At 62.0% G+C, this 15,114-nt stretch carries 11 protein-coding genes and 2 pseudogenes; 5 read left to right on the top strand and 8 right to left on the bottom strand.

The genetic code is table 11. The annotated features are described in order from the left end of the window. Window positions 1-26: 26 nt before the first annotated feature. From ABNX08_RS39305 to ABNX08_RS39295, 3 genes are all read right to left on the bottom strand, one after another. A complete protein-coding gene (locus ABNX08_RS39305; protein ID WP_349609661.1) occupies window positions 27-1,013 on the bottom strand; it encodes a tripartite tricarboxylate transporter substrate binding protein in 987 nt (328 codons plus the stop codon). A gap of 106 nt (window positions 1,014-1,119) precedes the next feature. Continuing rightward, window positions 1,120-2,403: a serine hydrolase domain-containing protein gene (locus tag ABNX08_RS39300; protein ID WP_374063744.1), complete on the bottom strand. Its 1,284-nt coding sequence runs from the start codon at window positions 2,401-2,403 to the stop codon at window positions 1,120-1,122. Window positions 2,404-2,829: 426 nt separating this feature from the next. Beyond that, entirely contained in the window at window positions 2,830-3,114 is a 285-nt protein-coding gene (locus tag ABNX08_RS39295; RefSeq protein WP_349609657.1) for a hypothetical protein, read from the bottom strand. 604 nt (window positions 3,115-3,718) lie between these two features. Between ABNX08_RS39295 and ABNX08_RS39290 the strand changes: the two genes are divergently transcribed. The 3 genes from ABNX08_RS39290 to ABNX08_RS39280 all read left to right on the top strand — a co-directional run bounded on the left by ABNX08_RS39290 (window position 3,719) and on the right by ABNX08_RS39280 (window position 6,507). Next, window positions 3,719-4,090 (top strand): hypothetical protein, encoded by a 372-nt coding sequence (locus tag ABNX08_RS39290; protein WP_349609699.1) that lies wholly within the window; start codon window positions 3,719-3,721, stop codon window positions 4,088-4,090. 138 nt (window positions 4,091-4,228) lie between these two features. Then, window positions 4,229-5,611 (top strand): MFS transporter, encoded by a 1,383-nt coding sequence (locus tag ABNX08_RS39285; protein WP_349608705.1) that lies wholly within the window; start codon window positions 4,229-4,231, stop codon window positions 5,609-5,611. Window positions 5,612-5,754: 143 nt separating this feature from the next. Beyond that, window positions 5,755-6,507: an SDR family oxidoreductase gene (locus ABNX08_RS39280; RefSeq protein WP_349608707.1), complete on the top strand. Its 753-nt coding sequence runs from the start codon at window positions 5,755-5,757 to the stop codon at window positions 6,505-6,507. A 1,936-nt stretch (window positions 6,508-8,443) separates the two neighbouring features. Here the strand turns inward: ABNX08_RS39280 and ABNX08_RS39275 are convergent. Continuing rightward, a pseudogene (locus tag ABNX08_RS39275) lies at window positions 8,444-9,238 on the bottom strand (transposase); the annotation flags it as partial. Between the two features lie 54 nt (window positions 9,239-9,292). On the opposite strand from ABNX08_RS39275, the gene ABNX08_RS39270 reads away from it, so the two are divergent. Beyond that, complete coding sequence (locus tag ABNX08_RS39270) at window positions 9,293-10,375, top strand: IS630 family transposase (RefSeq protein ID WP_374063741.1); 1,083 nt, start codon at window positions 9,293-9,295, stop codon at window positions 10,373-10,375. 12 nt (window positions 10,376-10,387) lie between these two features. Next, window positions 10,388-10,687: a hypothetical protein gene (locus ABNX08_RS39265; RefSeq protein WP_022538053.1), complete on the top strand. Its 300-nt coding sequence runs from the start codon at window positions 10,388-10,390 to the stop codon at window positions 10,685-10,687. Between the two features lie 22 nt (window positions 10,688-10,709). Here the strand turns inward: ABNX08_RS39265 and ABNX08_RS39260 are convergent. The 4 genes and pseudogenes from ABNX08_RS39260 to ABNX08_RS39245 form a co-directional block, all read right to left on the bottom strand. Further along, window positions 10,710-11,126: pseudogene (locus ABNX08_RS39260) on the bottom strand (transposase zinc-binding domain-containing protein); the annotation flags it as partial. An 8-nt stretch (window positions 11,127-11,134) separates the two neighbouring features. Then, window positions 11,135-12,013 carry a site-specific integrase gene (locus tag ABNX08_RS39255; RefSeq protein WP_349609956.1) on the bottom strand — a complete coding sequence of 293 codons (879 nt, stop codon included), beginning with the start codon at window positions 12,011-12,013 and terminating at the stop codon, window positions 11,135-11,137. A gap of 297 nt (window positions 12,014-12,310) precedes the next feature. Then, window positions 12,311-12,556 (bottom strand): hypothetical protein, encoded by a 246-nt coding sequence (locus ABNX08_RS39250; RefSeq protein WP_349608187.1) that lies wholly within the window; start codon window positions 12,554-12,556, stop codon window positions 12,311-12,313. A gap of 630 nt (window positions 12,557-13,186) precedes the next feature. Further along, the gene (locus ABNX08_RS39245) at window positions 13,187-14,929 is read right to left on the bottom strand and encodes an IS1634 family transposase (RefSeq protein WP_374063743.1); all 1,743 of its coding nucleotides are present in this window, start codon (window positions 14,927-14,929) and stop codon (window positions 13,187-13,189) included. Window positions 14,930-15,114 lie beyond the last annotated feature (185 nt).

Below are 15,114 nucleotides of genomic sequence, written 5' to 3'. Positions count from 1 at the left end.
GTATGGGCCTTTCCAGCGCGGCAGCGTTATTGCGCCACCAGATTAAGGGTCTTTGCGATGTTGACGAACTTTTCGTTCTCTACACGCAAGAAGGCCGCCGCCTGCGGCGGCGTCATTGAGTCCAGCTTGCGAAAGCCCTGGGCAGTCGCGAGCGCGAGGAATTCCGGACTGTCGTTCCACTGCTGGAAGGCCTTGCTCAGGCGCGCGACAACGGCATCGGTTGTGCGCGCGGGCGCGAACAAGCCCGTCCAGATGCCGAATTCGAAGTTCTTGAATCGAGCGTGCTCGCTCAGCGTCGCGACGTCCGGCATGAGCGGATGCCGCTTGGCGCTCGCAAAGGCGATGGCCTTGATCCGTCCCGTCTGAACCATTCCCAGGATCGGCCCCGCAAGAGGAACAAATGCGAGGTCCACCTCGCCACTGCCGACGGCCGTGGCCATGGGAGCGATGCCTTTGTACGGCACCTCCAGCAACTTGACGCCGACCCGCTCCTGGAATTCAGCGGCCGCGAGATGAGCGAGCGTGCCCTGGCCCCAGTGCGCAATGGAAAGCTCCTTCGCGCCACGCTTTTGCATCTGTTCGACGAGCGCGGTGAGGCTGTTAAAAGGGCGGTCGGGATAACTGACGAGGACCATGTCCGAGATCCCGAACGAACCGATGAGCTTGAAGCTGTCGAACGTGTACTTGGCCGAAGCGACCGTGAGCGGCGCCATCAGTAAATCAGGACCGGCCGTCGCGAGCAGCGTGTATCCGTCGGGCGACGCCTTCAACACATTCATCGCCGCGATGGAGCCGTTCGCACCGGGCATGTTGTCGATTACGAGAGTCTGCCCAAGGGCGCGCTCCAGCACGGGTGCGGATGGACGTACTGAAGCGTCCACCCCGAACCCGGGCGGGTAAGCGACCTTGATCAGGATGGATTTGTTCGGATAGGACTGCGCCGTCGCGGCGGCGGCGCCGCAAAGCGCGACTACAACAGCGGCATCAAAGAGTCTGCGAGTCAGTGTTTTCATGTTTGTCTCCGTGCGCCGGTCAAACCGGCAAAGTGTTGTGAAGGAAGGAGTCATGTCATAGACCCTGCGCCCTCGATCATGAAGCGCGGTGACCGCCCTTCAGGCATCAGCTCAGCGAGGCGTAAACGCTCTTTTCAAAACCGTAGAACACGTCCACGGTTCTCGGGTCCACGGACGGCAGCGACTGCATCATGGCCAGGCCTGCGATGTTCAGGGTGGGGTCGATCCAGAAGTACGTATTGGCCAGTCCCGCCCAGGCCAGGCTGCCGGCGCTGCGGCCGGTGGGCGCCGCGCTCTCGTTGATCATGAAGCCTAGGCCCCAGGTCTTGGGCACGCCGGGGAAGAATTCCACGTCGCGCGAGAGAAAAGGAATCTGCGTCGGCAGCTTGCTCACGCGAAGCGCGCCCATGGCATTGCGCGACATCAAGGCCACCGTCTCCGGCTTGAGGATCTGGTTGCCATTGCCCCGCCCCGCATTGAGGATCATGCGCATGAACTTCAGGTAGTCGTTGGCGGTGGAGTACAGGCCTGCGCCGCCCGACTCGAACTCGGGATCCTGCACTGCTCCGAGATCGATCACGGATAACTTTCCGTCGTCTCCGCGCAAGTGCATGCCGGCCAGTCGGGTGCGCATGGCCGTGCTGATCTTGAACGCCGTGCTGTCCATGCCCAGCGGTCCTGTGATGTTGCGCTGGAAGTAGTCGCCCAGGCGCAGGCCGCTGGCGGCTTCGACCAGCCGGCCCACCCAATCGATGCCGATGCCATATTCCCAGCGCGTGCCGGGGTCGAAGCACAGAGGCACCTGCAGCGCCGCTTTCTGCCCCGTTAGGATGCCGGGGACGTTCTGCGTGCGGTAGTAGCGCTCCAGGTCCGCGTTCCAGATCTCGTAGGTAAAGCCGGACGTGTGGGTGAGCAGATGCCGCAGGGTGAGCTGGCCCTCGGCATCTCGCAGCTGGGGCGCGCCATTCGTGTCCCAGCCCTCCAGAACCTTGAGAACGCCCAGCTCGGGGATCACCGCGGCCGCTGGACCGTCCAGGCTCAACTTGCCCTGCTCGACCAGCTGCATGGCTGCGGCGCTGGTGATCGGCGTGGTCATGGAGGCGATGAGCATCACCGTGTCCATGTCCATCGCTGCGGAGGCGCCGAGCGCGCGCGCTCCCTGCGGCGCGGTGTAGAGGGTCTCATCGCGAGTGATCACCGCGGCAGCTACGCCGGCCGTGTCGCCGGATGAGACGGCACGGGTCAGTACGGGATCGGCGTTGGCTTTCAGTGCGGCGGTGTCATCCGATGAAGAGCGGCAACCGGCGACCGGCAAGGCTGCCAGCGCGACAGAGGACTTGAGAAATGTGCTGCGACCTTGTGCCAAGGGTTGTCTCCGTGCGCCGGTCAAAACCGGCAAATTGTTGTGAAAGAAGGAGTGATACGTTGAACGCTTAGCCAGCTACGGCGGCCCCGAGTCATGCGTGCAAATTCGTGAGGGTGTGGGCGAAGCGCTGACTGGGGTACGCGCTGGCCGGGGATTGAGCCGCGAAATACATGTCCCGCGCTTGCGGGAGGTCTGGGGAGCCATCGCATCAAGTGCCTCGAACTCATCAAGTTGGCTCCGATTTGCACTGCGGCGCGGCAATGATTTGCGGTGGGGCATAGAACCGGCCGACCGTGGCGCTGGCAAAGAGGTAGCAGCTACGGGCACGCTTTCTCAACGCGTCCGATCACCTGAGGTACTTTTGATAAACGACCGTTTAGTAAACAAAGCGTATGTTATCGTCAGCCCCCTGTCAACAAGGGTTTCCTCCATCCATTCTTGAGTGTCTCGCTACGCTTTCCGGTCGATGCTTTCCGCGACCCCTGGGATCTGGGTCAGGCAGTGCTCGCTGAAAGAACTTTCTGCACGAAAGGCCAAATCGGCCGCGCATGTCTTAGTCTTTTTTTCGTCGACCGATATGACTTCGCTGGCCTGTGCGCCGAGGTAGGCAACCAGGCGGTCGCTGTCAGCCTGATCGACGTCATTGAGCCCGAGGTATTCCTTCGGCCGCTGATGTTCGTAGAGGGTCTGGCGGCGCAGATACGTCGAGCGCAGGGATGTAATCGTGGGCCGCACGAACCTGCAGCAACGCTTTCGCCAAGTACTGAGTCGATCCAACGGACAGCGGGGGCTCGCATGAAGAGCAGGAGTACCGCGGCGCCGTATTGGCGATCAGCTCGAAATCGCACGTTGAGGGTTGCGCCTCACGGTGGACAGGAGCAAAGTCCTGCGCGACATCGAAGTCTCCACCGATATGGTCTCTTACCTGGCCTGCCTCAAGGTGGCGCCGGCTTCACGGAGCTGATCGGCGCGTCCCTGTGGTCGATTTAAGGTCCGAACGCTGCCGGCCGCAGCTGTGGGGTCATCTGTCTACTAACCTTGAAGTGCGCGATGTTCAGCCACTGCGTCAGCGTACGAGGCGGGTGGCCTGTGAGTTGCTCGACCCTGGAGGTTGACGCCGCCATGGCCTTGGCAGGTGCCAAACGCATGGGCCCTGTCCGGGGCACTCCATACGTCGCCTTGGCGGGCGCCGGCCACCGATAGCGATCTTGGCCTGGACTGGCGGCACGACGCCATGTCATGGCACTTCCAAGCAAGTGGTGGCACCCCAAAGCAATCACCCAGGGCGACGTTCCGAGAGACTGAGGCCTCAGCAGCCCTATCTTCACGGAGACACAACATGCCCATCATTGTTTGCGAATGCAAGGTCGGAATCGAAGCTGGCGTCAAGGCCAGGATCGCCAGCGAGTTCACGAGCGCGATCAGGGAGATCATCCTCTCGCCGCTCGACTTGATTAGCGTCGTATTCCATGAAGCCACGCCCGACAACACCTACCGTTCGGGAGAGCCCACTTCCGAAACGCTGATCTTCTGCCACATACGTGATGGGCGCAGCGACGGCGCCGTGCTATCGCTGGCCAAAAAGGTGAGCTCGATCTGGAGCGCCTGCACTGGCGCAACGGAGGACGAAGTCGAGGTTCTTGTCACACTGTATCCCGCCAAATACGTCGTGCGCGGCGGTGAACGCCTGCCCGAAGCCCCTCGCGTGTGAGGGTGGTGCGGCCTGCACGGACTAAGGGGAGCGACCTTGTCTATGCACGGGCGGACATTGGCCGTGTGGTTTCGGCCCAGAATGTGGTTACTGCGTCGCATGCCGAAGCTCGAACCGAAAATAGAAGGAGACAAGTCAATGAAGTCAATTCGCCCTGCGCTAGCACCAGCACCTTCAAGCGCGCACCGGATAGATGTTCACAAACTGGCCGACGAGGCCAAGTTCAACAGCTTTCACTGGTCCGTGCTGATCTGGTGTTTCGTGATCCTGGTGCTCGACGGCTACGACCTGGCGGTCGCCGGCACCGCGCTTCCGTCGATCATGAAGGCGATGAATGTCGAGGCCGCCACCGCGGGCTTCATGGCCAGTTCGGCGCTGTTTGGCATGATGTTCGGAGCGATCGCGCTCGGCGCGCTGGCCGACAAGATCGGCCGCCGCTGGGCGATCTCGATCTGCGTGTTCCTGTTCAGCGCCTTCACCGCGGCCGCCGGGTTCACCAACGACCCGATCACCTTCAGCGTGATGCGCTTCCTCGCCGGGCTCGGCATCGGCGGCGCGATCCCGAATGCGGCCGCGCAGATGACCGAATACTCACCGAAGAAGGTGCGCAGCATGATGGTCACGCTGATGTGCTGCGGCTACGCGGTCGGCAGCATCCTCGCCGCGCTGCTCGGCAAGCAGTTCATCGAGACCTACGGCTGGCAATCGGTGTTCATCGCTGCGGGCGCCCCAATGGTGCTGATCCCGTTCATTCTGAAGTACATGCCTGAGTCGCTGCCGTTCCTGATCAAGCAGCACGACGACACCCATTTGCGCGAAGTGGTGCGGAAGATCCGGCCGGACATGCGGCTCGAGCCGCACGAGGAATTCCTCGTTCCAGCCGAGGACAAGGCCGACGGTCCGACCGTAGGCAGGCTGTTCCTGGACGGCCGCGGCTTCAGCTCGGTGATGTTCTGGGTGGCCTTCATGACCTGCCTGTTCATGCTCTATGCGCTCAGTTCGTGGCTGGTCAAGCTGATGGGCATGGCCGGCTACAGTCTCGGTTCCGCGCTGAACTTCCTGCTTGCCTACAACGCCGGTGCAGTCGTCGGCGCCGTCGGTGGCGGATGGCTCGCCGACAAGCTGAACATTAAGTGGGTGACGACCGCATTCTTCGCGATCGCCGCGGTCTCGCTGACGCTGCTCGGCTACGGCGCGCAGCCGCTGTTCCTGATCGTTGCCGTCGTCGGCGCGTCGACGCTGGGCACGCAGATCCTGCTGTACGCGTATGCCGGGCAGTTCTACCCGACGTCGATCCGTTCGACGGGACTCGGCTTTGCCTCCGGAGTCGGGCGCATCGGCGCGATCGCGGCGCCAATCGTGATCGGGCTGCTGGTCTCGATGAAGCTGCCGCTGGTGCAGAACTTCCTCGCCATTGCAATGGCCGCAGTGATCGGCGGTGTCGCGGTTGCGCTGATCAAGCAGAGGTCGTCGGCCTCTTCGCACAGCCACGACGCGAGCGCGGTCGGGCAGCAGCCTTGAGGCTCGACCCGTTGCGAGCGTACGAGTTGGTGGAGAGCCGTTTCGCCGACCTGCCCGCTGGGAGGCGGCGAGCGCGTGCACCCGGGCGCCGGAGGATGAAGTCAGGTTCTCGCTCCGACTCAAAACCAACCAAGGAAACTTCCATGTCACGCAAACTTGAAGGCAAGATCGCAATCGTTACCGGTGGATCCACCGGAATCGGGCTCGCTACCGCTAAGCGGTTCGTTAGCGAAGGAGCGCATGTCATTGTCACCGGTCGCCGACAGGCCGAACTCGACGCCGCGGTGTCCGCGATCGGTAACGCTACCAGCATCCGGGTCGACTCATCGAACATGGCCGAACTGGACACGCTGTTTGATCGGGTGAAATCGGAAAAGGGTCGGATCGACGTACTGTTCGTCAACGCCGGCGGCGGCTCGCTGCTGCCGCTCGGGAATATTACCGAGGAGCAGTATGACGACACCTTTGGCCGTAACGTCAAGGGCGTACTGTTTACTGTACAGAAGGCTCTACCATTGCTAGCAGACGGTGCATCAGTCATCTTGACTGGCTCCACCGCCGCCAGCGGCGGCACCGAGGCATTCAGTGTCTATGCCGCCTCAAAGGCCGCCGTACGCTCATTCGCCCGCAACTGGATTCTCGATCTCAAGGGTCGCGGCATCCGGGTCAACACGCTCAGCCCCGGACCCACCAAGACGCCAGGCTTGTTGAACCTGGCCGGGCCCGACGCCGCACGGCAGCAGGGAATACTCGACGCTCTGGCCTCGCAGATCCCACTGGGCCGCGTCGGCGATCCGGACGAAATTGCCAAGACGGCGGTCTTTCTTGCCTCCAACGATTCAAGCTTTGTCAATGGTATTGAACTGTTCGTCGACGGTGGTAAGGCCCAGATCTGAGTATCGCAGCAGTCGGGCGGAGCTGGCCACCTGATGCAGATTCCTCATTCACATCTTGAGCAAAGTCATCATCACTGTGCTGTCACCGGTGCGATTCATACGCCCTCAATGTCACGGTATCTACCGGTGGGCAGGCCGCGGACGCGCCGCAAGGCACGTCGCGAAGCTGGCCTAAGGTATGTGCGCCGGGCGTGTCCGATGAGGACCGATGCGCGCTGCTCGGCCATGCGGCGCATTCCATGTCGGGGTGATGTCATCCCTGCGCCGTTGATAACCGTATGCGCCATCCCAAGCGGTGGAAAGCTTTGCGCAGGTCACGCGAGACAATGTCCTGGAAAATTTGCTGGCATTATCGACGCAGCAGAGCCCGCGAACGGGGCAGCCCTTGGGCACACTTGCTCGACGCGCGCATGTTTCCGCACTGTCGCAATTTTTTCGTAACACAGCCGCGTGGGAGTGGGATGACACCCCGCGGCGACCGTTGCTCTGCATCGGGGATCTGCCGAAGATGCCGGTACGAGTGCCACGATTCATTCCAGCAGATGAGCTTGCGCGTCTGATGGTTGCCGTTGGCAATCTGGAGTGTCCGTATCAACGTACTGCTTTGCTCATCGCTCGATGGACGGGGCTAGAAAGGGAGAGATCCAGCGACTGCCCGTCGATTGCCTCGATAGCTATCCTGATGGCACGGCCCGTCTGCGCCCCCAGCGGGCAAGACCTACCGGGAACGCGTCGTGCCGTTGCATGAAGAAGCGGCAATTGAACTGAGGAAGTTGATCGCCGCACGGACTCAGGGACGCGAGCGCGCACTGACTGATGAACTGACGGGAACGCCAACGCGATACGTATTCATGGCGCACGGCAGACTGCTCTCATGTGCATACCTCTTCCAGGCTTCGTTGAAACGCGCCTGCGAAGTCGCCGGCACTGTCGACGAGAATGGCCGTCGGCAAGGTCTTCCGTAGACTGGCTAAAGTGCAATTTCTTCAAGACCGAACTGGAACTCGGTCATTGCTTGCGGTTACCGGCCGAGGGGCCGTGCGAGCGCGATATGTACTTGACGTGCGCCAAGTTCGTGACGACCCACGCATACGTGCCACGACTGCGCGAGCGTCGGAAACGCTGGCCACGGATGCACAGGCACGCGGTTGGCGTCGGTTTGCATAAATTTGTTCCCGCTGTTCGCCCGCCGGCAAGCCGATTGAAGGGCGACGGTAACAGTTTTGCTTCAGGAGGCACTGCAAAAAATTGTTCCTCCGGCCAACACTTTAAGCAATTTTGTGCCTTCCCCCAACGCATCCGTCAGTCGTCGACTTGGATCTTGCCGACCGGGCAAGGCGACCCGATGGGGGGATTCAGCTGTGCAAAGCGGATGACGGTCGCTGCCAGGTACGCCGCGCGAGCTAGCCGAATCACGCCGGGGTGCCGCGCGCCTGCCGCCGGCGAGCGCTCTCCAGCGCGTCAGCCGGGCGTGCCCATGGCGGTTGGGAACAAGATTCTGCAAAAACCAGGAACAAATTTCTGCCAACCAACGGTTGGCCCAAGGAACAAGAACGGCCCCCACTAATTTGACATAGAGCAGAGGTTTTTTTGTTTGGCGGTCGCGGCCACAAATGTATGAGTCGGACTAACGGGATCGGTCCGCGAGCGGTAAACAAAAAATCGGTTGTGCTAAACCGCTCCGCAGGCGCTTGCGTCTATGGGCATTGAATGAACGGCGTGATCATTTGCGATACCCGGCGAGTGGCCATCGCAAGCCGGAAGCGGACGGTCTGACAAAGCCGGTCGCGCGAAGACAGTGAGAATGCGAGGGTCAGCGGGCAGATAGTGCGGAGTTTCGCGACCTTGTGATGGTGCGAAGACGGCAAAACACGAGTCGATTCGCGTTGGCCGCATGGGGAAGACCAACGCGCTTAGGGGCTGGTGCTGATGCCGGTCAGTGTCCATGGCTGGGATCAGGTGGAGCCCGCGGCAAGATGCCAGGCGCTCCGCCTTCGACGCGAACCATGTGGCCCTTGCCGCAGACGGGGCAATCACGCAGTGACCTGCCGGTGAGCCGCTGGTATCGGTCACGGTAGTCTTCCCGAATGGTGGGTGACGCATCGGCGGGGGGCTCGACACCGAGCAGCCGTCGGCAGATGGCAAGGCGCGCTACCCGGTGGCAGTTGGCGAGCCACCCGTAGCTGCGGATGTGCTTGAAGCCGACGGGCAGCACGTGCAACAGGAAGCGGCGGATGAACTCGTCGGCCGTGAGCGTCATGGTCCTGTGGCGGGCTTCGTGGCGGTAGTCCTTCCACCGGAAGAGTACCGATTCGCCATCAAAGCGCAGCAACCGGTTGTTCGAGATGGCGACGCGATGTGTGTAGCGGCCCAGGTAATCGAGCACCTGTGCGGCTCCCCCAAACGGTGGCTTGGCGTAGACAACCCACTCCGCACGAGCTGCGGGCCCGATCCAGGCGGCGAAGGCTCGCGGATCGCGCAACGGATCGAGCTGGCCATAGAAGCGCAGCGCACCGTCGTCGAACGCGCGACGCAGCCGGTCGAGATAGAGTCGCCGGAAGAGCCGCGAGAGGATCCGCACGGGCAGGAAGAAGCCGGGTCGGCAAGCGATCCAGTGCTCGCCGTCCGGGCCAATGCCGCCGCCTGGTATCACGCAGTGCACGTGCGGATGGTGCAGCAGATTCTGGCCCCACGTGTGCAGGACCGAGAGAAAGCCGATCTCCGCGCCTAGTACAACCTCCCGTAAATAGCTTGAATAATTAATTGCCTCGGATATCATGGCGGGATGAGTCGAGGCCGCCATGCAACGCCAGTGAAGTTGGCGAAGAAAGAAAGACAGGAACTACTATCGCTAATCGAGCGCAAGACGGCGCCGCAGCGAGATGTGATGCGCGCGCGAATCGCGTTGTGGGCCCACGAGGGCCACGCCAATACAGCCATTGCGCGGGAACTGGGTGTATCGGTGCAAACGGTCTGCCTGTGGCGCAAGCGCATTGCCCAGCAAGGTGCCCAAGGCATTCGCGAGGGCGAGCGCAGCGGCCGTCCGCCGCGCATCACGCACGAGGCGCGACTGCAGTTGATCGCGCTGGCGTGTGAAACGCAGGAACCTGAGGGACGGATCACGCCCACGCTCGACGAGATTGTGGAGCGCGCCGTGGAGCGTGGCGTTGTCGAGCAGATCAGCCGCAGCCAGGTGCAGCGCATTTTGCAAGCCGGCGACGTGCGTCCGCACCGGGTCCAGCAATGGCTACATAGCCCAGACCCGGCCTTTCGCGAGAAGGTCAACGGGATTTGCAAGCTGTACCGCAAGGCGCCGCGAAATGCGGTGGTGCTCAGTATCGACGAGAAGACCGGCATTCAGGCCATCGAGCGTAAGCACCCAGGACGCGCACCCGCGCCGGGGCGGCTGCGTCGGCGTGAGTTTGAATATATTCGTCACGGCACCCAGGCGTTGATTGCTGCGCTGGACGTGCATACCGGACAGGTGCTGGCAGAATGCCGCGACCGGCGCACCCAGGAGGATCTGGTAGCCTTCATGGAGCGCGTGGCAAGCGCGTACCCGGGCAAACAGGTGCACGTCGTCTGGGACAACCTCAACACACATTGCGCCCGGGCCGTCTGGCAGACGTTCAACGCGCGGCACGATGGGCGGTTTCACTTCCACTTCACGCCATTGCACGCGAGTTGGGTCAATCAGATCGAACTCTGGTTTGCCCGCTACACGCGCCGGGTGTTGCGCCACGCGAGCCACACCAGCATCGCGCACCTGCGCGAACGCACCGAGCAGTTCGTCCGCGCGCACAATCAGGTGGCCCACCCGTTCAAATGGAGTTTCCGGGGCTATCCGTTGCAAACCGGCGCATCGTAATCGAGGATCCAAATGCCAGCCTTACCCACCAAACATTACGCTGCCAAATTGCAGCAGCAACTGCGCAGCCTGCTCGGCCACGAGCAGATCATCACACAAGCCTACGGGCGTCACCTGCTGATCAAACGTCTGGACGACGAAGAGCCGACCGTGGTGGCTCGGCTGACCGAGCTCGGCCGCAATCGCTATGGTGCCGCCTTTCGCAGCCATAGTGGGCGTTGGGAACCGTTGCCAGGCGCAGGCTCGCTCGACGAGATGGCCGAGTTGGTTGTCACGCTCCTGCAGCCGTATTTTCAGCCCGATAATTATTAAAGCTATTTACGGGATGTTGTACTAGGTACTTCGGGTCGGCGGAGATGGTGCGAAGCGTTTCGGCGCTGGTGCGGAACAGGATGTCATAGAGCACCCTCTTGTTCTGGTAGGCGAGGGCCGCGATGGGCTCGGGCAGAGTGAAGACGACATGAAAATACTCGACCTCGGGAAGCAGTTCGGCGCGACGGCGTTCGAGCCATTGCGCGCGGGCGAGCGACTGGCACTTCGGACAGCAGCGATGGCGGCACGAGTCGTAGGAAATGCGCTGATGACCGCAGGTATCGCACTGCTCAACATGTCCGCCGAGCGAGGCGGTGCGACACAACTCGATGGCGCTCATCGTGCGCCGTTGGGCACGACTGAGGGCGTCGGCATGGGTCTGCCGGTACTGTGGGCCGCAGCAGCGGAAGACATCCGCCACCTCGAGCGTCGGTCGCATCGCCGGCTTCAGAAGGACGCGGGCGGTGTGGGCTCAGGCGGAATGGGGAGGGGATGCGGCAGTAAGTCAAAGGGGCTCGGAGTCGCGCACACAGTGGTGGTAGCCACTTTGAGGTAGCGGGCCGTCGTCGAAAGGGCACGATGTCCCAGTAGCAACTGGATCCGACGCACGTCGGTGCCAGCCTCCAGTAAATGCGTGGCGAAGGCGTGCCGCAGCGAATGCGGTGTGATTGGCTTTGTGATGCCGCTGCGCTTACGTGCAATCAGGCATGCCTGGGCCACGGCAGCGCGGCAGATGGGTCGTCCGGGGATGTTGCCCGGAAACAGCCACTCTCGCGGGTGAGCATCCTGCCAGTAGAGTCTCAGGATCTCAAGCAGCCTCGGCGACAGCATTACGTAGCGATCCCTACTGTTCTTGCCTTGGTTCACACGGATGACCATGCGCTTGCTGTCAATATCGGTGACCTTCAGATGCACGACTTCTGACACCCGCAATCCGGCAGCGTACGCGGTCATCAGGATGGTGCGTTGCTTGAAACTGGCGATCGACTCAAAGAAGGTCGTGATCTCCTCCAGGCTCAGGATGACTGGCAATCGGACCGGCTTCTTGGGCAAGGGAAGGTCGTCGTCGCTCCAGTGTCGCTTAAGCGTCACGCGGTAGAGAAAGCGCAGTGCGCCGATGCTTGCGGCGAGACTGGCGGGTGCCAACTTGCGCTCTTCGCGGAGGTAGACGAGCCAGGTCCGGATCTCCTCGGGACCCAGCAGTTCGGGCGATCTGCGAAAGTGCCGGGCGAAACTCGACACCTGAACCAGATAGGACTTCTGGGTATTCTCTGCAAAGTTGCGGATCTGCATGTCATGCAGCATGCGTTGGCGCAGTGGCGTCATGGCGAGCCTCCTGGAAGCAGTAGATGAAATGCCCAACTGGGCGTTCACATACTGCTCCTAGCGAGACAGCTCACCACCTCGCTGGAGTTCAGCGCCAGCCAACCCTCTTCATGAAACGTCAGCCATAGACATGTGCCTACCACCACTACCGCGTCAGCGGTTTAGTACAGCTCTGGATATGTCAAATTGCATAGCGTTGCAACGATACGGAGGAAGCAAAAAATGAGGGTCCTAGCGGGGGGCTAGGGGCGCGTGGCCGGCCGCACATGCCATTCGCCCTTGGGCGAGCCCAGCGCCTCAACCAACATTAGGATCGTCTGAGGAGTGCCCGCGACGCGGTGTAGCAGCGATCCTGCGCTCGGGCTTAGCGAGCGGGACAGTCACGATGACCGTCGTCGTCGGACGCGCGCTCGGCTGGATGGTCGGATCGCCGGCCGGCGTCAAACCTGCCGCACGCGTCCTGGCCACCGCCTGCTCGATCGCACGTCCGACCACGTCTTGAAAGCGTTGGCTCATGATGTAGTAAGTCAGTTTCGAAGCCATGGCGCCTCCGCCTCTGTGGTTTGTGAGTTCATCATAGCCGGCCGCAGCTAACCTCGCATCCGGGTGAGCTTGTCCAACGCGTGCGGGCCGTCTGGACTGCGGTTTCATTGCCCGCTTCGCTGCAATCCGCACCAGCTCGTCCCAGGCGTCACCGCGCGTCGCCGGTTGTCTGCTACCGCAAAGCCGCGGCACCATGCTGGGAACGGCACCGGTGAGATGCCCGACTGGCTGCCGCGCCGGTCAATGCAGGGCGAAGTGCGGAGTTTTATCGGGTCGGATAATGGACTCAAGGTTTCCCTACCTCAATAGCGGACAGGTCTGAGGCGGTACACTTTTGATAGCGGATTCCCACGTTTGTGGTAGGCATGCCCCCGGGGTAGTGGAAATCGTTGCGAGCTTGTGTTGACTCACTTGGGTTAGGACACCCAGGCGAGACGGCCCGACGAGACAAATTTTCCAAGGGCCGTCGAGCGTGGCATTTGCCCGAACTTCAAGGACGCTGTCATGCCTGGCCAGGCAATTCGCTGCGCTGCGCAGGCGGTCCGAGTCCGGTAGACTAGCCCGAACTTTGAGCTGGCGGCGCGCATAATGCTTTGATTTCTCACGGTTATGTGCGCGCGAGCGAGTCGATTACTGGGTACAGGCGACGGGGCTGACGTTGAGCAGGCGGAAGGCCTTTTCTTGAACTGGGGTCGGCCGCGTGATCATGACGATCTTTGCTTGCGGGTTGAGGGGTGTGTGACAGACGTTGTACGCGAGCGTGGCCAGATCATCGAGCAACGTGCGGAAGCTGTGCACCGGCAAACCGTCCTCGCCAAGCCTGGTGGCGTCCTTGGCTTTCGCCTGGTCCGAGCGTCGTGCCTTGGCCACTGGCGAGGGCCGGGCCGTACGCGCGAGCTCGACGTATTCATCGTCGAACAGCATCGGCTTTAACTTCTCGCGCATGTGCCACTCGATGTAGTAGGCAAGCATGCACAGAAAGACGTGAGCGCGCACGCGCGCTGCGTTCCAATGGAATACGGGACGCACCTGCAGATCGACCGTCTTGAGCGAACGGAAGGCCCGCTCCACCACCGCCAGACCCTTGTAGGCCGTCACGGCCGCCTCAGCCGGCAAGTCCGTTGCCGGCAGGCTCGTACGCACCACGTAAAGGCCATCGAGTGCGGCCTCCTGCTGAATCTGTTCGGCCTTGCGTTCCCACGTGAAGCTCGAGTCGGTGATGTTCAACTCGAAGTGCTTGCCCATCCTGAAGTGATCGATGACGCGGCCTACGCGCAGGGCAATCTCCTCGGTGCCCTTGAGGCGATTGCGGGCCCGCGTGGTCGCGTCGGTGATCTTCATCAACTCGGCTTCGGTGGCCTGCAGCAGCGCCTCGCGTTTGCGGCTGCGCTCCTCGGCCAGTAGCGGATTGCGACACACGATGAGCCGCTCGCCGGGGAACGCCTCGCTGGTCACCTCTAGCAGGTTGCGCTCATCGAATAGCGAGGGCTGGAAGGGGCCCTTCTCCCGGGCAAGTGCGGCCATCTGCGGCGCGCGCAGGCTGCTCACCCAGTCCAGGCCAGCCGGGCGCAATACCGTGTCGATGCGCGCCTGCGTGAGCATGCCCCGGTCGCCCACCCACGCGAGCTTCTCGATGCCATAGCGGTTCTTGAGCTTGTCCACCTGCGAGGCCACGGTAGCCGGATCGGCGGTGTTGCCGGCGAAGACTTCGACCGCCACCGGACAGCCCTCACGAGTGCAAACCAGACCGAACACGATCTGCGGGTCGTCGCGCTTGCCATCGCGACTGTAGCCGTGGGCGGCAAGCTCGCAGCAGCGTCCCGTCACCCACGTGGAAGTGAGGTCATAGAGCACCAGCGTACTGCCGCTCAGATGCTGCCTGGCAAGGCGCTTCTCGATGCCTTCCTGAGCTTCTCCTAGCCAGTCGAGCGCGGCATAGACCTGTTCGAGTTCGACGTCGCCCAACTTCAGCAGCCGCGACACCGAGTGGGTCGCGGTCTCGTCGCGCAACATGCGATGCGTGGCGAGCTTGGAAGCGGGGGACACCACCCGCGTCACCAGCAGTGCCATCACCACCGAGCGCAGCGCGGCCGGTGCCGATGCAAACCACTGCTCGGCGCCGCAGGCGCGCGCCGCGCCAAGCACGGCGGCCACGTGTCCGTGTGGCAGGCTGCGCTCGATCACGAAGGCCTCATCGGCGGACGACACCGCGACGCCACCGCGTAGCAGCACCTTCAAGCCTTCGATGACCTCGGCGGGCAGCGACGAGAGATTGGCGAGGGTGCGCTTCTTGACCGTGTTGCCGTCGCGATAGGACTCGCGCAGCAGGATGGCGGGGGGCGAGTTGCGGTTGGGGACGTGTTCGATATACATGAACACTTATTCAAGCATAAAACTGCTGAACCGCAATAGATAAATACTAATTTACATGGCTACATAATAGTCTAAAAAATAGCCGAAACCCAGCGCCGATGCGGGTTCCGGCTATTTGGGAAGTCAAAGTTCGGACTAGCAAAACAGGAGGTCCAGGCATGGCAACGAAACTGTCCCAATACCTC

Source organism: Cupriavidus sp. DF5525 (assembly GCF_040149425.2).
GTDB classification, from domain to species: domain Bacteria; phylum Pseudomonadota; class Gammaproteobacteria; order Burkholderiales; family Burkholderiaceae; genus Cupriavidus; species Cupriavidus pickettii_A.
This window is presented reverse-complemented; position numbering and strand designations above follow the sequence as displayed.